This is a genomic window from Stieleria tagensis, from assembly GCF_024129865.1.
In the GTDB taxonomy this organism is placed as follows: Bacteria; Planctomycetota; Planctomycetia; order Pirellulales; family Pirellulaceae; genus Stieleria; species Stieleria tagensis.
On sequence record NZ_JAMYFE010000052.1, the window covers coordinates 99,933 to 121,183 of the forward strand.

General features: G+C 56.1%; 13 protein-coding genes. 2 read left to right on the forward strand and 11 right to left on the reverse strand.

Annotation, left to right across the window (positions count from 1 at the left end; translation table 11 throughout):
• Nucleotides 1-38 precede the first annotated feature (38 nt).
• The gene (locus NHH03_RS13360; protein WP_253156871.1) at nt 39-1,226 is read right to left on the reverse strand and encodes an LptF/LptG family permease; all 1,188 of its coding nucleotides are present in this window, start codon (nt 1,224-1,226) and stop codon (nt 39-41) included.
• An 854-nt stretch (nt 1,227-2,080) separates the two neighbouring features.
• On the opposite strand from NHH03_RS13360, the gene NHH03_RS13365 reads away from it, so the two are divergent.
• Nucleotides 2,081-5,056 (forward strand): secretin N-terminal domain-containing protein, encoded by a 2,976-nt coding sequence (locus tag NHH03_RS13365; RefSeq protein ID WP_253156872.1) that lies wholly within the window; start codon nt 2,081-2,083, stop codon nt 5,054-5,056.
• A 103-nt stretch (nt 5,057-5,159) separates the two neighbouring features.
• On the forward strand, nt 5,160-7,964 hold the full coding sequence (locus NHH03_RS13370; RefSeq protein WP_253156874.1) for an MMPL family transporter: 2,805 nt from the start codon (nt 5,160-5,162) through the stop codon (nt 7,962-7,964).
• Between the two features lie 43 nt (nt 7,965-8,007).
• Here NHH03_RS13370 and NHH03_RS13375 read toward each other — a convergent pair whose 3' ends face one another.
• The 10 genes from NHH03_RS13375 to NHH03_RS13420 all read right to left on the reverse strand — a co-directional run bounded on the left by NHH03_RS13375 (nt 8,008) and on the right by NHH03_RS13420 (nt 21,167).
• Nucleotides 8,008-8,685 (reverse strand): histidine phosphatase family protein, encoded by a 678-nt coding sequence (locus tag NHH03_RS13375; RefSeq protein ID WP_253156876.1) that lies wholly within the window; start codon nt 8,683-8,685, stop codon nt 8,008-8,010.
• 9 nt (nt 8,686-8,694) lie between these two features.
• Entirely contained in the window at nt 8,695-9,018 is a 324-nt protein-coding gene (locus NHH03_RS13380) for a hypothetical protein (RefSeq protein WP_253156877.1), read from the reverse strand.
• Complete coding sequence (locus tag NHH03_RS13385) at nt 9,015-9,701, reverse strand: thioredoxin family protein (protein WP_253156879.1); 687 nt, start codon at nt 9,699-9,701, stop codon at nt 9,015-9,017. The genes NHH03_RS13380 and NHH03_RS13385 overlap by 4 nt, the downstream gene beginning before the upstream one ends.
• Nucleotides 9,702-9,716: 15 nt before the next feature.
• Nucleotides 9,717-11,081 (reverse strand): sulfatase family protein, encoded by a 1,365-nt coding sequence (locus tag NHH03_RS13390; protein ID WP_253156881.1) that lies wholly within the window; start codon nt 11,079-11,081, stop codon nt 9,717-9,719.
• Nucleotides 11,082-11,244: 163 nt separating this feature from the next.
• Nucleotides 11,245-12,537, reverse strand: a complete 1,293-nt coding sequence (locus tag NHH03_RS13395; protein WP_253156883.1) for a DUF1254 domain-containing protein — start codon at nt 12,535-12,537, stop codon at nt 11,245-11,247.
• Between the two features lie 218 nt (nt 12,538-12,755).
• Entirely contained in the window at nt 12,756-14,213 is a 1,458-nt protein-coding gene (locus NHH03_RS13400) for a DUF1254 domain-containing protein (protein WP_253156884.1), read from the reverse strand.
• A 386-nt stretch (nt 14,214-14,599) separates the two neighbouring features.
• Nucleotides 14,600-14,983, reverse strand: a complete 384-nt coding sequence (locus tag NHH03_RS13405; RefSeq protein WP_253156885.1) for a 3-deoxy-D-manno-octulosonic acid transferase — start codon at nt 14,981-14,983, stop codon at nt 14,600-14,602.
• Between the two features lie 12 nt (nt 14,984-14,995).
• Nucleotides 14,996-15,940, reverse strand: a complete 945-nt coding sequence (locus NHH03_RS13410) for a hypothetical protein (RefSeq protein ID WP_253156886.1) — start codon at nt 15,938-15,940, stop codon at nt 14,996-14,998.
• Nucleotides 15,941-16,010: 70 nt separating this feature from the next.
• Nucleotides 16,011-17,330, reverse strand: a complete 1,320-nt coding sequence (locus tag NHH03_RS13415) for a 3-deoxy-D-manno-octulosonic acid transferase (protein WP_253156887.1) — start codon at nt 17,328-17,330, stop codon at nt 16,011-16,013.
• A 120-nt stretch (nt 17,331-17,450) separates the two neighbouring features.
• Nucleotides 17,451-21,167, reverse strand: coding sequence for a preprotein translocase subunit SecA (locus tag NHH03_RS13420; protein WP_253156888.1), 3,717 nt, complete (start codon nt 21,165-21,167; stop codon nt 17,451-17,453).
• Between the last annotated feature and the right edge of the window lie 84 nt (nt 21,168-21,251).

The following is a 21,251-nucleotide window of genomic DNA, read 5'->3' on the forward strand; positions in this document are numbered from 1 at the left end:
AGATTAACAGCGGGCGAGTCGGCCAAGCGGTTAAGCGCTCAGTAGCGGCGAACTCGATTGATCAAAATCACTCCAATCGCGCCAAGTGCTATATTTCCCAGCCAAACCCCGTAGGGCGGAATGGTAGCATCCTTGGCTTGGTTCAATCCCAGGATGAACAGTGGGTAATACATCAGCAGTGTCGGCAAGAAACAGCGGCCGAAGGTGGTCCAATAATCACTGGTCCGGCCGATCATCGCCAGCGGCGCGCCGATCAGAACGAAAAAGAAACAGCTGAACCCTTCCGCCCAGCGACGCCAGGGTTCGATCCGCAGTTTCGTCAACCGACGGCGACTCATTTCGAGTTGGCTGACCATGCTCTGCCCCGACTGGCCGATGATCGCGTCCGGGCGGCTGGTCAGGATCGAAAATCCGGTGTGGGCCGCCAATTGGCCAATGGCAGCGTGCGAGCGAGCGTCTTGCCGCAACCGTTCGACTTCGATCAGGCGCAGGGGTAACTCCCGCGGTGGGCGGTTGTCCTGTTCAGGCGTCCGCAAGGTGCGTGAGAGTGGAATCGGAACTTCGGTTCGCCCGGGAGACAGTCCCTTGATGGATCCGCCGCGGTCCCATTGGCTATCGGTCAATTCCAACAACAGCGTTTCATTCTCGGCATCTAGTGTCAGCCGGCCTTCGCGGGCCTGCAGCTTCATCGGCTCGCCACCACTGTGAATGGTCACCGTCGGGTACTCCAAACACTTTCCGCTGACGTTGCGGACATGGATCGAAAACCCGTCGTCGGTGTAGGAGTGCTGGCTTCGCATTTTGCGATACACGATGTCTTCAATCGACAGCATCACCACGCGGTTGACACCCGGACGCCCCCAGGAGACCGCCAAGTCGCTCATGTAGACCGAAACCGGGCTCAATAGGAAGGCAAAGATCATCGCCGGCTGCAAGATCTTCAGCGGTGAAATCCCCGACGCTTTGACCGTTGCGACTTCGCCGTCGCCGGCCATCCGGCCGTACACGCACGAGACCGCGAACAATGCCGTGGCAGGAAACGCAAATTGCAACGCGATCGGCAACACGAAGGGAAAGATCTTGACGATCGCCAGCGGTCCCAGACCTTCACGTAGCAGCGTCCGCCCGACAACGATCAATAGGATCAATATCGTCAGTGCGAAAAGTGCAACGACAAAGATCTTCATGATCTCTGCCAAAATGTATCGGGTTAGCCGAGTAGGCATTTCGGGGTGGTTCTTCGCGTGCTTTCGGCAACTGGTCAAGTCTTCCTGACATTGCGGCAACCTGATGATCTAACAAAAACGCGAGCCTGCTCGGTAGCCCGATTTAGAGCGTCGCTAGCATTGTGTTGGCAGTTGTCATCGGCCGAGTGAAGTTGCGTTTTGATCGCAGGCGCGGCGCGTCGGTTTTGAAGCCAGCGCTAAACAGCCTTTTCAACGCAGATGACTCGGAAAATTGCCGCCTCGATCTCTTCACCCTCCCGCCCCGGAGGTCGTGCAGCTTCGCGTGCCACCCATTNNCGGCAGGAACCCCGGGGGAACATGCAACCGTTTTCCCCGGCGGGATTCGGCGGCTTTGCCGCCGAATCCCGCAGAATCTCACAGGGCAGCGCGTGTTCCCGGTGCTCGCAACCTAGGGTGGCGGTTTGCTCGCTGCGGTCACAAGACCTGACCCAAGGCTTGGTGTGTCTAACGCCGTTGGCGTAAAGAGAACGCAACCTGAATCAAGATCTTCGCCACTCGGTTTTCCACGGTTGTGGCCGCTGGCGTGCCGTTGCGGAGACAGGCGAGTCGTCGTTTCCCACCGAGTCAGGCGTTCTTTTGGGAAAAATGGTCATTTTTGAGGATTTGGAGACAAATTGTCTACATTCGAACGTCTTCTTCCTTGGATCACGGCAACTTATTTGTATCTGTAGTCGCCCCAAGGCATACTACCAGGGTACGACCGGCCCAACTTTCGATTCCCCAGACTGCGGTTCTGCTCGGTGACAATACGAAACTCTATTCTTCTTTTTTGCTCCCTAGGCGTCCTAATCATCGGCGGTCGGATGAACCTGGCCGCCCAGGAACCCGCCGTCATGGCCATTGGCCCGGATGGCAAACCCATGGCGGTCGCCCAGCCCGGAGGTGGCCCTCCCGGAGGTCCGCCGGGAAAACCTGGTCCACCCCAAGATGCCAAGGGCGCCGAGGGTGATAAGAAAGAAGGTGATGAGGGCAAGAAAGGGAAGTCGGCGGAGCCGAAAGTGATTCGCCGTGGCGACCAGAGCGTTGCGGACGCGGACCCCCAAGAACTCAAAGCCACCGTCGGAGCTGATGGGAAAGTTGCGTTCCAGTTTCGCAACCAACCTTGGGTCGAACTGGTGCAGTGGCTCGCGCAGATCGCCGACCGCCCACTGGACTGGCAAGAGCTTCCGGCCGACCGAGTCAATCTGCGTTCGCCCGGACGCTATTCGGTCGCGGAAACCAAAGACTTATTCAATCGGCATTTATTGGCCCGCGGATACACGTTGTTGGAAATGCCTGGCGGGATCACCGTGGCCAAAACCGAGGGTATCAATCCGGCCATGGTGCCGCGGGTCAGTGTCACCGAGTTGGACAATCTGATGCCGCATACGTTTGTCCGAACGTCCTTGGAACTCGGATGGTTGTCGAGCGAAAAGATGGCCGAAGAACTCAAGCCGATGATCAGCAGCAATGGCAAATTGACGGCGCTCACAACGACCAATCGCATCGAAGCGATGGACGCGGCAATCAACTTGCGCCAGATCGCGGCGCTGTTGGAACAGGAACGCAATCAATCCAGTCGTGACGCGCTGGCCCCCGAATTTCAATTGCGACACATCCCGGCTGAAACCGCCAAAAAGATGCTGGAAGAATTTTTGGGCGTGGAGAAGAAATCGAGTGCGCCGATGACGCCCCAGCAAATGCAGATGATGCAACAAATGGCTCAACGCAACGGCGGCAAGCCCACCCCGGAACCAAAAAAATCAGAGATCGCGATCGTTGCCAACACTCGCCAGAATTCAGTGTTGATCCGCGCCCCGGTCGATCGGATCGCGATCGCCAAAGAATTCATTCACCGGATCGATGTTCCCAGCCAAAGCCTCTCGTCACTGTCGGACATCGAATCTCGCGTCCAGGTCTTTCGGCTCTCGTCAATCGATCCCGAAAAGTTGATCGAGATCATTGGCGAAATGAATGTGCTCGAGCCATCGACTCGGATTCGTGCCGATGATACCAACAGCGCATTGATTGTTTCCGGATCCGCAGCCGACCGCTACATCATCGCCAGCTTGATTGAACGACTTGACGGCAGCGGACGGGAGTTCGAAGTGTTGCAGTTGCGCCGACTGGATGCCACCGAAGTCGCCGAGTCGATCTCGTTCCTGATGGGAAAGGAAGAGGACAAAGACAAGAACAATAATTCACGGCGCTATTCGTATTATGGCTACGGTTACGGCAACAACGATGACAAAGACAAAAACGAGGACGAGTTCCGCGTGGCTGCCAACGCTCGTTTTCGCCAGGTCCTGTTGTGGGCCAATCCCTCGGAAATGGAACAGGTGCGAAACCTGTTGATCAAATTAGGCGAACTGCCGCCGCCCGGTGGCAGCCCGCGAACAGTCCGGCGAATCGATGCGTCATCAGGTCCGGAAACGTACAAATACTTGATGCGTTTGCAACAGCAGTGGTCACAGTTGTCCGAGGCACCGCTGGAATTGCCCGATCAATCTGAATTTGTCGATCCCGTTGTGATCGACCCCGATCCGGATTCCGCCGATGACGAAGATGCCAGCATCAAGCCATCCGATGCCATCGACGCTCTCGATACAACTCAGACCAATGCGGCAGGCAAGGGAGATTCCGCCCAGTCAAAATTCCAGTCAAAAGTTGCTGGCAATGGTGCGCGTCTGACCATGATGCAATCACCGACAACAGCCTCCGACGATGACGTGAGTGATGAAACCGTACCCAATGCCGATTCCGAGATCCAATCGGCTGCCGATTTCGATCGGATGTTTGGTAATCGTGGCGCCGCCGGTCAGGACAATTCACGTGATGGCGATTCAAACACCGCGAAACAGGGAGACCCGTCTGATCACGCGCCGATCAAGATTCAAATCGATGAAGAAGGCAACCTGCTGTTGCTTGGTTCAGACACCAAGGCGCTCGATCGGTTGGAAAACTTGATGTTGCAAGTTTCACCACCGAAACGCCCCTACCACGTGTTTAAAATCAAACATCAATCCGCCGGTTATATCCGCTTGAATCTGGTCGAGTATTTTGAGGAGACTGAAAAGGATGACAACAACGAATCAAACAGTTTCTATCGCTACCTGTTTGATCTGGACGACAATTCCGATGATGGTCCGGCCGGGCTAGGAAAAAACAACGAGTTGCGGTTCGTTTACGATCCCGACACGAACACGATCGTGGTCACGGGCGCAACGCCGTCGCAGTTGCGGACGATTCGTGAGTTGATCGAATTGTGGGACGTCTCCGAACCGGTCAACAAGCGCAGCATGCGATACACCGACTTGGTCACGATTGAATATGGACGCGCCGAAAAGATCGCCGAAACGGTCAAAGAAGCGTATCGAGACCTGTTGAGCAGCAATGACAAAACGTTCGCCAAGACAGGTGGGCGTGGCGGCGGCGGTGGTGGTGCTGGCGGTGGCGGAGCAAAGGGGGCGAGCGAAAAAAATTCGGGCCGCGAAAAGCAAGGTAGCGGGTTAATCGACAGCGAAAACGGTCGCGATGGCGGAGACGTTGATTTTTCCTTCAAAGGCAAATTGTCGATGGGGATCGACGAAATCGGCAACACGTTGCTGGTCAGTGCTGAAGGGGAACCGCTGTTGGAATTGGTTGTCCAGATGATCAAGAAGCTGGATTTGGCTGCCAAACCGGCCGGCGACATGCAAATCATCTCGTTGTCGGGCAATACCAGCGAAGATTCCATCAACAATCTGCTCAAAGCATTTGGAGGGGGGCGTCCTTCACCCCCTAAACCGGCTGCGCCGAGTCCACCGGTCAATCCGGGCGGCGATAGTTGAAAAATGGAGGCGTCTTCCCCTGCATCACAACTGAGCGTTTGTCGTGTAGGCTAAGCATCTCCCCCGCCATGCTTTTAGCCCACCCCCAAACACGCTCCGCACGATGTTCGCCGATTTGACCCAGCGACTCGCGAGATTGGTGACAACACATTGGTTGTGGGTGCTGGTCGTGTGGCTGTTGATCACGATGTTATTGGTGGTCACGGCGCCGAAGTGGAAAGACATCGCCTATGACGGTGATTTCGAATACCTGCCGGCGGACATGAACACGATCGCCGCGGCACGCGTGCTCAATGAAGCGTTTCCCGGTAAACGTGCACGCAGCCAAATCGTGCTGGTGCTGGGACGCCGTAGCGGCGCGTTGGATCACGACCAGTTGATGGTCGGTGATGATTTGTTGCGGCGATTGCATCACCGACTGGCCGAAGTCTGTTGGCAGCATGCGATCAATTCCGGATACGAATCCGGTCCGATCGACGACGCCCCGGAAGCTGCGCGACCGTGGTTGAAACGGACACTCGAGGCACTGGATCATTCGATCGCGGTTGACGAACGCTTCTACGAACGGTTCGCCGACAACGTTCCCGACCTTGCGCCGACGTTGACCGAACCGAGGATGGCGATTTCCTATTTTGATCGAGCAATGTTGCTGCGTCAGTTGGGCGAAGATCAGCGTCGGATCGACAACGATTCTCAAGACGCTTTGATCTTGGTGCCAGAGATCGAATCGCTTGCTGCTCCGATCGCACAGCGCAATTTAGGCCCCTGGTCGTCCATGCTGGATCTGTTGTCCTGGGACGACACTCTGATCGGCAGCCAACTTTCCAAACCGTCGGCGCGACTGGCAGTGATGCAACTGAGCAGCGAGCTCGCAGCGACGGAGAATATCGAAACGGTCGAGGCGGTTGGTCAACTGCTACAGCGTGTTCGTCAATACAGCGCGTCACGACTCGCCGAACCCGATTCGCCTGAACACGCATTGCAATTGGAAATGACTGGATCGGCGGCGATTGGTGGAGAGACATTGATCGCTGCGCGGGACGCGATTCGATACACCGAATCGATTACGGTGATCATGATCCTGTTGATTCTAATTTTGGTCTACCGCGCGCCTCTGCTGGTCGCCGTCCCGATGCTTTCGATCGGAGTCGCCGTGGCGGTGTCGACCTCGCTGGTAGCGACGCTAACGGACTGGTCGGTTCGAGAGCTGATTCCGGGTTTGGACATGCGTGTGTTCACGACCAGTCGAATCTTTATTGTGGTGATCCTGTTTGGTGCGGGGACGGACTACTGTTTGTTTTTGATTTCTCGGCTGCGCGAGGAAGCCGCCCAAGCCGATTGGCCGTTGGCGTGTGAGCGGGCGCTGACCGGTGTCACGTCGGCCTTGCTGGGCAGCGCGTTGACGACCGTGTTTGGTCTGGCGATGTTGTGGTTTGCTCGGTTTGGAAAATACCATTACACCGGCCCGATCATTGCGATTTGTTTGTTGATCGGATTGCTAGTCTGTCTGACGCTGGCGCCGGCCCTGTTGCGGGCGCTGGGACCCAAGGTGTTTTGGCCTGGCGTGGTGGGGCCTCAAGACACGCCAAAACGTGGGTTGTTCGGGCTACCGCGGGATTCTAATGACCAGTCCAAACGCGGCGGCGGCGGTTCCCAAAGCGGTGGGATTTGGGATTGGATTGCGATCAAATTGACGCGTCTGCCGTTGGTCGCGTTCCTCGGTGGCATTATTTTGTTGTCCGCACCGGCGTGGTACGGCTGGGCCAACGAAGACTCTGTCACCTATGACCTGAGCAGTCAATTAGATTCGGGAGCACAAAGCCGGCGTGGCTATCGCTTGTTGGCTGAGCATTTCAAAGTCGGCGAGATTAATCCCGTGACCATTTTGATGGTTCGCAAGGACGATGAACCTCGGGAAGCACTCAAGAAAAAAATCAAATCACTTTCCAACCTGTTGTATCAACAGGAGGGTGTCGTTGGTGTCCGGACTGCGAACGATCCGCTGGGGGACTTTCCGCCTGATCGGGAAATGAGTTTGCTGAGTGGGGATGCCTGGCGGCGACGCGCCTTGCAACAGCACCGCATTGCCCAAAACTATTTCTTTTCGAACAACCCCGAGTATCAGAATCGGCTGGTCCGATTAGATGTCATCGTCACTGGCGATCCATTTGCAATTGACACTGCCGATCGTGTTTCCAACATCGGAACCACCTTGGGTGATTTGGCCAACGATCCGAATTCGCAGTGGAGCGGATCGAGTGTCTATTTAGCCGGAACGACACCGTCGATTATCGATTTGCGCAGCGTCACGATCGCTGATAACCAGCGGATCAAAATCGCGGTGGTGATCGCCGTTTTTTTAGTGCTGATTGCCGTGATTCGCCGGTTCGGTTTGTGTCTGTATTTGATCTTCACTGTGTTGCTTAGTTACTACGCCACGCTGGGATTGACGGTATTGTTTTTCCGCGGCATCTATGGCGACCAGTACGTCGGGCTGGACTGGAAACTGCCGCTGTTCCTGTTTGTGATTCTGGTCGCCGTCGGCCAGGACTACAACGTTTATCTAGTCACTCGAATCGTCGAAGAACAGCGCAACAGTGGCTGGTTGGCTGCGTTGCGACATGCGGTTTCCCGTACCGGCGGAATCATCACGGCCTGTGGCATGGTGATGGCAGCCACCTTTTTCAGTATGACCGCGTCGGCTTGGTTGCCAGGGATCATGCATCTGGTTGGCATCGAAACCGACAACTCGATCGGTCTGCGAGGCATCATTGAACTTGGGTTTGCCTTGGGGCTAGGCGTGTTGATCGACACGTTCTACGTGCGCACGATCCTGGTCCCCAGCTTTGTGACTTTGATGGGCCGCTGGCAAACCTATCGCCGCCGCAAAGAACAAACGGAGGGGTGAACCCGCAGACCCGTGTCGGCTTGCTTCGCATGAGCGATTGATTTCAGTGCTCGTTGCCAGTGATCAGTTTGGCTGGTAGATGAGAGACGCTGTTGAAGTAATCCAATTGCCAACTCCCCGCGACGCGATTGACTTTGGTGATTCCCACGTTGCGAATGGGGCCCAGTCGAGCAACGTTGACGTCGCCTTGCATCATTTCTGTCAGCAGCAATCGTTTTAAATCGGCGTGGATCAGCAACACCACGATTTGGTTTTCTGTGAACGATTTCAGTAATCGTTGGCAGACCTGTTCGGCACGCTGCTGGGCGGCTGGCTCGGTTTCGCGATCACGACCGCCCCACCAGCCATTGTCGTCGATGGTTTCGTCCAACAAGCAGCGTGGCGCATGGTTCCCCATCGCGCGTAAAATTTCGCTTTTACCCATCCCCATCGCGCCGGCCAATGTTGCTTCATCGAAACCACGAAAACAACCGCCGCGTTCGAACACGTCATGCCAGATGTCCAACCGATAATCCGTCGCATTGAGCACGGGAACGGCGGTCTGCAGCGTCCGTAGAAACGGGCTCGTGATCATCACATCGGCCGTCAGTGTTTTCAGCCAATCAGCCAGATGCTGGGCCTGCAGTCGACCCACTGCGGTGATCGCCGGATCCTCAACGCGCTGGTAGCTCGGCAAGGCATTGTTGGCACTTTCGGCGTGCCGGATCATGTACAACTGCATCAGTTCTCGTTATTCGGTTTCACGCGACCAGATGCCGCGAATCGCGTCCCAAGTCATCCACTGCACAATGGTCAGCAATAACGGGGCAGCAAACAGGATGAATTGTAGGAACCCCGGTCGCTGCATCCAGGCCGGTCCTTGTTTGGCCCAAGTGTTTAGGGCGATCAAGACCAGGGACCCGTTGACCAGCAACAGGGTGACGGTCACCAACGCCGAAATAAATGCCAGCGTTGTGGCGGTCAGGATAGCCGCGGTGCCGATGGCGGGACGATCACGACGATGCGGGTGACCGGTCGCTGGATCGTCGGCCGCGGTGGAAGGATCAGGGGTCACCGTTTTCGAGTTCTTCGTTCTCGAGCAAATCGGATCCGGCAACCGACCGGGACCGTTTCCGTGACGGTGACCTGTTTTCCCGCCAAGACAGCGTCGATCGCATCGGCCACGTAAGTTTTTGTGACTTCACGTCCATCCGGGCTGTCGTCCAGCGAACCCATGTAAACAATTTGTTGTTGCTGGTTGATGACAAAGAACTCTGGCGTGTACTTCGCACCGAACTGTTTGGCGATTTCCTGTGATTCGTCAAACAGATAGGGAAACGAAAACTCTTTTTCCTCGGCTCGTTGCTTCATCGCCGGCAACAAATCTTCTTGAACGGTGTTGACGTTGATCGCGATGACGGACACGCCACGATCGCGATAAGTGTTGGTTAATTGTTGCAGCCGATCTTCGGCGTCGACGGCATACGGGCATGAGTTGCAGGTGAAGGCGACAACGATCACTTTCGCATCGGAAACCGCATCAAACGAGTGTTCCTTGCCGTCGGTGCCCGGCAATGATTTCCATGCCGGCGCTTTGTCACCGATGTCAAGCGTGGTGTTGTATTTGCCAGCCTGCGCCGTGGTGCCAATCGGCAAGTAGAAATTGGCCAGGCAAAAAGCGGTCACGCAAGTGCACGCCAGGCAGACACTGTCACGCACCCACATCGCTCGGATCGAGTTTGTATTGAATCGAAACATGGTTCTTCCGTTGGTTCAAGGGACCAAAACTGTCTTTCGCTCTGTAACGGGGTACCAGTCGTTGATTTTTTGTGCCAACCGTTTCACGACTTCAGGATGGTCTTTGGCCAAGTTGACTAGTTCCGTGGGATCGGCGTTCAGGTCAAACAGTTGAGGCCCTTTTTCGGTTCTTGGGTGAGTTGATTTGTAGCGATTGACTTCACCGTCATAGGTCAGCAACAGTTTCCATTTGCCTTCGATGCACCAGCGGTACAGCAACGATGCCTGAGGGTTTTCGATGTCGGCGATGTCGTGTGCAAAGCTTTCGCCAAAAATCGTGTCGCGGGCAATGGGCGTTCCGTTGGTCAGGTTGGGCATCAAATTCAAACCTGGCAAATCAGCCGGTGCGGTGGCACCAGCGGCCGCCAGCATGGTCGGCACGATGTCCAGGCTGGTCGCCAGTTCACTGCGGCGACTGGGCTGAATTTTGCCCGGCATCCAGTAGATGATAGGAGTCCGCACACCGCCTTCGTAGGGTGTTTGTTTGCTGCGGGGTGCGTAGCCGCTTTTCTCTGGATCTTGGATCCAGCCATTGTCGGTCAGGTAGACAACCAACGTGTTCTCATCCAATCCACGGCTCTTCAGCGAGTCCATGACTTGGCCAGCCGTTTCATCAAACCATTCGCACATGGCGTAGTATTTGGCAACGGTCAATGGTCGCCCGTTCTTGTATTTGTCCAGCAAACGCTGCGGCGGATTGTGTGGCGCGTGTGGCAGAAACGGTGCGTACCACAGAAAGAAGGGTTTCTCTTCTTGCACCGCAATGTCCAAAAAGTCATCGACCGGCTGAATGCCTTCGCGACCAATCTTCAATCCGACGTCGCCATGACGACCGCCCTTGTTTGGAAACCCTTGGGTCATGCCGTGAGTGAACCCGGCATATTGGTAGCTGCCCTCCCATAGCTTTCCACTTTGGTGACTCAGGTAGCCAGCTTTGCCGAGGGCCTGGGGAAGCGTTTCAAACCGCTGCAAATACGAGATCAGTTTGGCGCGACGTTGGTTGAACAGGTCCGAATCTTTGGCCGCATACTTTGGTGAAGGATCGTTGCCGGTGACACCGTGAGTGGATGCGTAGTGCCCGGTCAGCAGTGTCGCAAGCGCTGGTCGACACAGCCCCGTGGGGACGTAGCCGCGGGGGAACACCACGCCTTCCGCGGCAAGTTTGTCCAGGTTTGGGGTTTGAATGTCGGGGTGCCCCATAAATCCATAGTCGGTCCATGCCATGTCGTCACTTAACAACAGCACGATGTTCGGCGGCGCGGCGTGACCGGTGCGGATCATCAACGGGAGCAACAAACACAACAGCGCAAGGGGCCGGATCAATACCATCGACTTAGACATGGAGAGGGTGGGCTGGAAAGGAAGGATCGGTCGTTGGAGACAGTCTCAAATGGTAACACGAATGGCCCCGTCGCGGTGCACCGCGACAGAACCACGGTCATTGAACCAAAGCGGCAACGCGACCGCCGGCGTCGATGGTGGCCGGCGGCCAAACGCAGCCGAATCACTTCACCTTCACGATGTCATCCAGTTTCCAGGTCTGGTCGTAAAAGGCGTCCTCTGCACCGTAGAGACGGAAACAGACCAGGAAGTTCCGGCCAGGAATTGTCTTGATGAAGGCTGAGTCGGCCACATCGTCAGGCTGCTGAGGGCCGAACCAGATGTCGATGGAGCCATCATCGTTCTTGGGGATGTCGTAGTAGCCGTTGGTCGAGGGCAAAAGCTGGTCGGTCTCCGGCATCGTGCCATCGGTCACGTTGTAAGCGGTGACAGCCCAAAACAAACCGGCCGGCGGGTTCGCGGGCACATACAGTTTGTAGGATTTTTGACCTTCCAAAAAATCGCCGTCCGCATCCCGAAGCGTGTAGGGATACTTTGATCCCGCACCCGTGGTCCGCATCACCATTGCGGGTGCCGAGGAGTAGGCGTACTGGAAAAAGCGTGCACGTGCAGCAAGGTCCAAATAACTCTCCTGCATCCACTCGGCGGTGCCACCGCACCAGGCGCGTTCCCACTGACGATCCTGATAGTATTTGTTGCGGCCATCTTCGCGGCCGAGTTGGGCTGAGGCGAGGATCATTTTCGGAGCATCGATCACGGCCTTCTCGAGTTGTTCGCGCTGCCATTGGCTGGGTTCGAACGGCTGGCCCTTGACGATTCCGATGGATGCCAAAACGCCGCGCAGTTCAGGTGTGATCGCCTCAATGGGTTCGTAGTCCACGAACTCCTTGAGCTTGGTCCAGTAGGTGAAATCGGTGGGGTACATCATGTTCACCCGCTTGCCACTGGCGTTGGGGAATTCCATCGCTGGAACCTCCTTTTCCTGGGCCCACAGTGGATAGACACGCGTCGTTTCGGCGAGTTCGACGGCGGGTTTCGGATCTGGGACGCCATCGCCTTTGGCCATGATGGTGCGGAAGAACAGGAAGACGTTGTAGGTCGAGGATTCGAAGGCGTAGTAGCTCTTGGGCACGTGTCCCTGGTATCCCGGCGGCAGCAGCAGATAGAGCCCTCCACGTGCGCGATCCGGGCCGATGGCGCCGACATCGGTGATGGTTCGTTGGAAAAAGTCGGTGAACATTCCAATCACATTCGCCGGAGCCTTGATGACCAGCGGTCCGGTCTCTTTGAGGTCCAGATAGCTCATCGAATAGATGACGTCCGCGTTGGGTGTTGGCACCCAAGCGCGGCTGTCCATTCGGTCTTTCCAGATGGGTAAAACATGGTAACCCGCGCCAAACTCGGCCTCCGAGCCATCGCGTAAACCGATCACATTGAGCGCCGGTTGCATGGTCATGTAGGCATACACCGCATGTTGGTAGAACAATTGGGCACGTAGCGATTCGGCCTCGTCCTGGGCAAGCCAGTTGCCGTTGTTGATCTGTTTGACCAGCGGAGGAGCAGTCGCGTCTTGAGCGGATAGACAGGGGGCGCCGACCAGTAAGCCGAGGACCAGGGTGGATAGGATTCGGTGTCTCATAGGATGTTCAGCTGTTGTGATTGAATGATGTCGCGCTAGTTTACTTTTTTTACCGCGGGCGGCTGCCATGAGCCATCCAAAACGGCGGGCTTGCCCCAGTAGGCGCGGATGTAGAGACAGAAGGTCCCGGCCGGCGCAGGCAGCCAATTCGTTTCCTTGTCTTTGCCCGGTGATTTCGAGCCAACGTAAAGAGTCAGAGAACCATCGTCATTGGTCTTGAGCGCCTTGTTTTTGGTGCCGAGAGAGAAACGATTGAGTTCGTTGGGCGAGAAGAAATGCGCCTTGTCGTAAAGCGTCAGCGACCAGAAACCTGCGACGGGCGGCGTCTGCCCCTTGGCGAAGGTGACTTCATAGGCGTTGGAGCCATCAAGCTGAATACCCTCCGCGTCGAAATCGGTGTAGTAGTAGCGGGTCTCGTCAATTTTGTTGTCATAGATGTTCGAGCGAGCGGTACCGGTGCGGTCATAGTAGTCGACGCCCCACTGTGCATTATTGGTCGAACGATTCCAGTGATTCCCCGCTGGCGTGCCGTTGTATTGCCACTTCAGGAACTGAGAGATGACGTTCTTGTCAGTCTCAATCGCCGTCTCGACCAACGTCTTTTTGATTTCAGGATCACGATCTGCAACATCCAGCAGTTGGCGGAATTGAGCGTAGAGCGCTTCTTCACCGGGCAGCGGCGGCACGGCGTCGAGAACTTCGCCAAGGGTGTCGAAGAATGCCTCGGGCACCACCCACTGTGTCTCACCACCGGATCCGGTGCCCCCCATTTCCAGACTCTGCAGACTGCTCCAGTCTTTCGTTTTCATTTTGCCGTCGAATTCCGACAGCGGGTACATCACGATCTGGTTGATAAACGGCTGGATAGCCTTCTTGTCCTCCGCAGTGTCGTCTTGGAAAACGCGGGGAACAACCATCCCATACTCGGTCGAGCTTTGCAGAACGGCTGTGATGCCCTCTGGTTTTTTGCCGTCCCAGTTAGGGCCGACGACAAGATAAAACCCAGGTTGAGTGTCGTAGGGCTTTCCGATCTTAGAGAATTGGTCGGTGCGGGCGTCATACATGGCGTAAACCCAAAACCGATCTTGGAAATCAGGCACCTGGATCACGACGGGCTCTTTGTCCAGAAACATGTAGCCCAGTCCGTACACAACATCTTGGTTTGGGCACGCCACGAATCGCTGCTCGGGCTTGATATAGTCGTGCAGCATCGCAAGCTGGCCGCCCGGAGCGACTGGGATCGTGCCGTTCATTAAGGAAGGCTCAGGTGCCTGGGTGATCTTGGCGCGACGATTGTGCTGGTTGATCAGTGGCCAGCCCCAGACATAGGCATTTGCGGCGAGTGTTTTTGCGTATGCCTTGGGCATCACGACGTCTGGCGACGGCGTGGCAAGATCCGCAAACGCATTGGACGCGGGTACCTGCTGAGCGGCCAAGGGTGATGCAAGGATCCCGGTGAGGACAAAGGCAGAAAAGAAGCAGTTCAATTTCATTGATTTTGCGTAGGTTTGAACGGTAGAAAAGGTACCGATAATGTCACAAGATAACGCAGGCCAAGCTGCGGTGCAGTCATTCCCGACCGACCTTGGCCGCGATCATCACCTGCCGGTTCTGCACATGGGCAGACCCTTCGTCTCGGTGGCTTGCATCAACCGTTCAGGTGAATGTCGTGGCGCATCAAATGTAATTGATCCCTCTCGCCGTGCAAATTTAGTGCACAAGCAGACAGCTGCATGAAACAAGCGTTCAAAACGCAACCGATGGCTGATGCAATCGAGTGGGGCAACCGCGGCAATCAAGAACGCTCTGTAGCGTCAAAGGAAGTTGAACTGATAACCAGTCCAACTTCCTTTTCACGCCAGGCGGGCAGGCCGCAGATTTACGCGGCTTGGCGTTGAGCGCTGGCAGAGAAACCGATCAAGTTGGCGATCGCGGTGACGGTGCGATCGGTGGCACCGCGGTGCTGTTCAACGACGGATTTGGCGGATCGCCCGAGTGCGTCGGCGGCTGGTACGTCGGTCAGGCAGCGCTGCACAAACGTTTGCAATTGATCTTCGTCCTGACCGCGGACCGCGCAATGAGCATCGAGCAAACGTCGTGTGATGTCAGCAAAGTTACGTGTGTTCGGACCGAACGAAATCGCGCCGCCGTATCCCGCCGGTTCCAACATGTTTTGACCGCCTCGGTCACCAAAGCTGCCACCGACCGTTGCGCTGTGAACCCTGCCCAGACTTTTCGGGACGCTGCGAGAACGAATCGGCACACCGTTTCTTGCCTAAGTGCCACCCCACATCGCGGCGCGGGCTTTGACGAACTCGCCAACGCTTTTTTTGTTGATCAATGTGTCGTCATCGGTGAAGACGTCGTTGGCGACCGCGCCTTGGAAGATGGTGTTCGCGTTTTGCGGGAAGCCGCGGGTACTGTCGACGACGAATGGTTGACGCATCGGGTTTTTGACCACGCACTTGGTTTTGGTCAGATCGGCCCGAGGGATACCAGGTAAGCTGGCAGCGTCTTTCACCACGGTGAACTCGTACCGCCGATCCAGCACCACACTCCACTGCTTGAGGATCACCAGCGAAAACGGGTCGTGGATCCCACTGCCGGCCGTGATATCTCGGGCGACGATGTAGGTCGAGAACTCTAGGTTCATCACAAACTCTTCCAACGGGTTTGTCTCGTCGTCGTTGAGCCACCACTTGTATTGGCTTTCCGGCTCGTCCCACATTCTGATGGAGGCAGTTTTCTCGGGCGTGCCGATCGATGTCTGAACATCTTTGGGCTGCATTTCCAGAGACACAGTGTTGTCATCGTAAAAGGGGCGGTAAGCGTGGTTGTCATCCGCGTCCAGTACGGGCATCGACTTGCCCGGCAGCAAGATTTCGGATCGTTTCGTTTTCTTGTACACGGCCATCATCATGTTCTTTTCAAGCAATTGGACAAACCCGATCCGCCATTTCTTGCCATGGTCGTTCTTGACCTTCACCCTGGCGCGTCCGTCCCACTCCGCTGTCTGTACCCCAACTCTATGTTTTTTCAGGTTGGGGTTGGAGTACTTCAGTTTCAATGTCGGATTGCCCACTAACTCGAAACTCATGGTCAGCTCCTCGAAGTATAAGATGGATGATCGTCTTAGAACGCTCACCGCTCGGCTATGACGCAGCCAGATAACATAGGCCAGCGTTGGATGGCAGGCCAGGCAAAGCAGAATCCATTTCAAACTAAGTTGCCGAGTCAGCTCCGGGCCGATCACGTTTTTCGCAGCACCGGTACCTGGACTTCATGGCAACCTATGCGGCCTGGCATTTGGGAGTGGCCGGTAATCCGATCAGATTTGCGATCGCGGTGACGGTGCGATCGGTGGCACCGCGGTGCTGTTCAACGACGGATTTGGCGGATCGCCCGAGTGCGTCGGCGGCTGGTACGTCGGTCAGGCAGCGTTCGACAAAGGCTTGAAGTTGGTCAATGTCGTGGACGCGGACCGCGCCATGAGCATCGAGCAAACGTCGTGTGATGTCAGCAAAGTTGCGTGTGTTCGGACCGAACGAAATCGCGCTGCCGTATCCCGCCGGTTCCAACATGTTTTGACCGCCTCGGTCACCAAAGCTGCCACCGACCGTTGCGATGTGCCCGACGCCCCACCAGTGACGCAGTTCACCGATCGTATCGACCAGGATCACGCGGTCTGGATCCCAGCTAACGTCGTTCAAGGACGCGTCGACGCTACGGCGATGAGAGATCAAGCCGGCTGATGCAATCAGTTTTGCAACGCGGTCGAATCGCTCGGGGTGCCGCGGCACCAACACCAACCGTAGTTCCTGGTGGCTTTGGCGCAGATGACGATAGATATCGATCGCCATTTGTTCTTCGCCTTCCTGAGTGCTGCCGACAACCCAGACCGCGTGCCAGGGATCGACGCCAGCCCAACGGGCGCGCGAGTGGACTTCGACACAATCGCGTGTGTGGGGAGCGTCATCGAATTTCAATGACCCCGAGATGGAGACGCGAGCTGCTGGCGTGCCACAGGCGATAAAGTTTTTTGCCGATGCGTCGTCTTGGCATTCGACTTGATCAAGCGATTGGAAGATCGATTGGGTCAAGAATCCAAACCGCTGGTACCCGGCGGCGCTACGGTCACTCAAGCGACCGTTAATCACGATCGTTTTCACGTCCTGCTGTTTGGCGATTCGAATCAGGTTGGGCCACAGTTCCAGTTCAGCCAGGACCAGCGCCGCGGGCTTTAGATTTCGCAGTGTCCGCCGCACCGCCCAAGTGAAATCCAGTGGGCAAAAGAAAACTCGTTGATCACCGAACCGCTGTACTGCCAATTGGTATCCGGAATCGGTGCTGCTGCTGATCGCGATCTCTAGATCAGGGTCGAGAGCGTTCAGCCGATCAATGATTCCGCCTAACAGGTTGACTTCGCCGACACTGACCGCATGCAGCCAGATGCATCGGTCCGATTCACGCAATCGGCTGGCGTGATTTGCCGACAGGCCGAACAGTTTGGTTTGCCAGCCGAGTCGATAGCGATCGTGTCGCAAGCGGCGGTAGAGAATCCACGGCGACAGGATTGCGAGCGCGAATAGGTAGAGGACGTTGGCAATCATTTGAGAATCCATTCTCGTTCGGCTGAGGCAATGACCGGCCTCGCGCAGAGGCTGGCTACAGCAACTGGGCGCGGATTGGCCAATTGGTGCGTTGGATCGCCGGAGCGATCCACGACTTTGTTATTTACGCATGCAGCACTGTTTGAATTTCTTGCCGCTACCACAGGGGCAGGGATCGTTGCGACCGACTTTGACGCCGACGTTGCGAATCGGTTCTGCTTTGACATCGGCAGGTCGATTGCTGGATTCGGCGGCTTGTTGAGCCGCGGTTTGTGTGGCCGCCTTGGTGGCGGTTGCCGATGCCGATTGGCTGGTAACACCGTGAGCTTCATCGTGTCGGGCTTTGGCATCGACCCAAGTGCTGCGGATGAAGTCCTGATTAAAAGACTCCATGCGGAAGATCAGTCCCGTGACCTGTTCACCGACGGATTCCCACATTTGGTCGAACAGTCGCATGCCTTCGCGTTTGTATTCGACTTTGGGGTCCAATTGGGCATAGCCTTTTAGTCCGACACTGCTGCGCAAATGGTCCATCGTCAGCAAGTGATTTTTCCAAGCATCGTCGACGATGTTCAGCAAAATCTGGCGTTCCATGCGACGCATTTCAGGGTGGAAACGATCATCGACGGCTCCGCCAACGGCCAGCCCGAGCTCCTGACGATTCATCCGCGACAAGCCATCCGGATCTGCCGGATCGGCAAGTTCTTTGGTCATCCACTCGGCGAGTGATTCCAGTTTGTCGGTCCCAGAGCTGGCAACCGCGGCGGTGGTTTCCGCGTCGACGTTGCCGAACAACTCATTCACACGACGTCTGGCTTCGTCATAAAACGCCCCGGCGGCGCTACTGGTGTCACGACTGAATGCGACCAGCTGAGTTTTCAGATCGTCGCGGTTCAGTGGGACATCGTCGATCGTCAACGATTTGTCGAAGCGTCGGCGGATCCAGTCGACCAAATTTTCGCGGTCCAGGATGACCTGGGCACCTTGATGAACGGTGAACTTGGAAATCCCTGCCAGTGCGGGGTACTCGGTTTCCTTTTCCGCATAAGCCTCTTCGGCACGGCTGACCAATGCTTTGGTGACCGCGCGTCGATCTTCCACATCACGGAACTCTTCCGGCGTGGTTTCGATCCCGAACCGATGTCGCATCCAACCGCACAGCACGCGCAGCCCGTAGTCGGCATCCAGGAACGGTTCGCCTTCGCTTAAATCAACCTGTTCGATGTTCTTTTGACTCTTTTCGATCAAGGTCATGATCAGCTCGTCGCGGTCCATCTTTTTGAGCTGATGGTCTTGATAATTGGTACCGACGGTGGTGTTCGCCCATTTCGCCAACGCGTGCCAATTCCACTCGTCCTCCATACCCTCGGGTAGATTTTCTTCGACGGCTTCCTCGACCGTGACTTCGGCCGAGCGTTCGGCCTGTTCGCGGGCGTAACTGGTGGCCATTGAGATGTCCATGTTTTGGAAATCTTTGGCGTCCAGCGTGCAACCGAGTTGCGCGCCGGCATAGGACGCAAACGTATCCACGCCGTAATCGGGTTCCAAGAACGTGTCGATTTGTTCCTGAATTTGCGATCGGATCAGGTCCAAGATCATGCTGCGGGAACTGTGTCCGTCCAGCAGGTTTTGGCGATAGCGATAGACGCGTTTACGCTGTTCATCCATGACTTCGTCATAGTCCAGCAAGCTTTTTCGCATTTCAAAGTTTCGTTCTTCGACCTTCTTCTGAGCCGCAGCGATACGTCGTGTGACCAGCTTGGATTCCAGCGGTTCGTCCTCCTTCATGCCGATCCGCTCCATCATGTTCTTGACCCATTCGCCGGCGAAGATCCGCATCAGATCGTCTTCGAGCGACAGGAAGAATCGGCTGGAACCGGGATCGCCTTGGCGTCCACAACGGCCGCGGAGCTGCAAATCGATTCGCCGTGATTCGTGGCGTTCGGTGCCCAACACGTACAACCCACCGAGTTCACGAACGTGTTTCCCCTGCTCGCTCATCCCTTCGGCTTGATCGATCGATTCGACCAATTCATTCCATTCGTCGTCCGGGACTTCCAAGCGGGTCGGATATTTGTGTTGCAGTTGAGCCCAGGCTTTGGTTTCCGGATTGCCGCCCAAGATAATGTCGGTACCACGGCCGGCCATGTTGGTGGCGATGGTCACGGCATTTTTGCGCCCGGCTTGCGAAACAATGTCGGCTTCGCGTTCGTGTTGCTTGGCGTTCAGAACCTCGTGGGGAACGCCACGGCGCTCCAACAATCGCGATAGTTTTTCGCTCTTTTCGATGCTGACCGTACCGACCAGCACCGGTCGTCCGGCATATTGAAGATGGGTGATTTTGGACCGCGGAATCGTGGTTGCGTTTTTTTCACCTTGGCTGATGAATTTGACCTGGTCGTCTTGTTCCTCGGTGATCTTGCCCCACATCTCGGAGCCGTCTTTGAGTTCCAGGATGTCCCACTTGTTGGTCCGTTCGATTTCCTCGGCCAACGCTTTGAATTTGAATTCTTCGGTCAAGTAGATCACATCGGGGAATTCCAACCGCTGCATGTCACGATTGGTTGGAATCGCGATGACATCCAGGTTGTAGATCTTCCAAAACTCGTTGGCTTCGGTCATCGCTGTACCGGTCATGCCGGACAGCTTCTTGTACATCTTGAAAATGTTCTGCAAGGACGCCGTCGCAAAGGTTTGCGTTTCCGGTTTGATCGGCACGCCCTCTTTGGCCTCCACCGCTTGGTGCAGCCCATCGCTCCATTGGCGGCCGTCCATCAAGCGACCTGTGAATTCGTCAACGATCACGATCTGGCGATCTTTGACGACGTAGTTCACGTCCAGCTTGTACAGATAGTGGGCTTTCAGCGAGTTATCGATCAGGTGCGGCCATTCCATGTTGCCGGCGGTGTAAAAACTTTCCACACCGGCCAGTCGTTCCGCTTCACGGACACCTTCGTCGGTCAATGTGACGTTGTGTTGTTTTTCGTCGACCGTGAAGTGTTCTTCCCGCCGCAGTTGACGCGCAACCTTGTCCGCTTCGGCGTAGCGGCCGAGATCCATGTCGCTGGGGCCGCTGATGATCAACGGGGTCCGAGCTTCATCGATCAGAATGTTGTCGACTTCGTCAATGATCGCGTAGTTCAGGGGGCCTTGGCATTGTTGCGCATCGGCGGGGAAGCGATCGTCTCCCTGCGACGCCGGACGCATGTTGTCACGCAGGTAATCGAAACCGAATTCGTTGTTGGTTCCATAGGTGATGTCACAGCGATAGGCCGCTTGTTTTTCGGCCGTCGACATGCCCGATTGAATCGCGTTGACGGTCAGCCCCAGGTTCATGTACAGCGGCGCCATCCATTCCATGTCACGCCGTGCCAAGTAATCATTGACCGTGATGACGTGGACGCCTTTGCCTTCGATCGCATTCAGGTACGCCGGCAACGTGGCGACCAGCGTTTTACCTTCACCGGTCACCATTTCGGCGATGTTGCCGCTGTGCAGCACCATTCCGCCGATCAGCTGCACGTCGTAGTGACGCATCGATAGGAACCGTTTGCCGCCTTCGCGACAGACCGCAAAGGCTTCTACCAAAATCTCGTCCAGCGTTTCGCCGTCGCGAATTCGATTGCGAAACAGTTGCGTTTGCTCACGCAGCTGCTCGTCGGTCATCGCTTCGTATTTCGGCTCCAACGCCGTGATCTCTTCCGCTTTGGCACGCAGCTGCGCGACCTGGCGGGCATTGGCAGATCCAAATACGGAAGTGACCGCACGCTCGAACGAGCTGAGGGCTCCGCCACAGACTGCGCCGGTAACATCCACTAGATTTTCAAAAAACGACATCGCTGAATCGCTGAAGTTGGTTTATTTATGGTTTCCGGCCTGAGCATACTGATTCGCCGCAACCAAGGTCAGATTGGCAGCGCA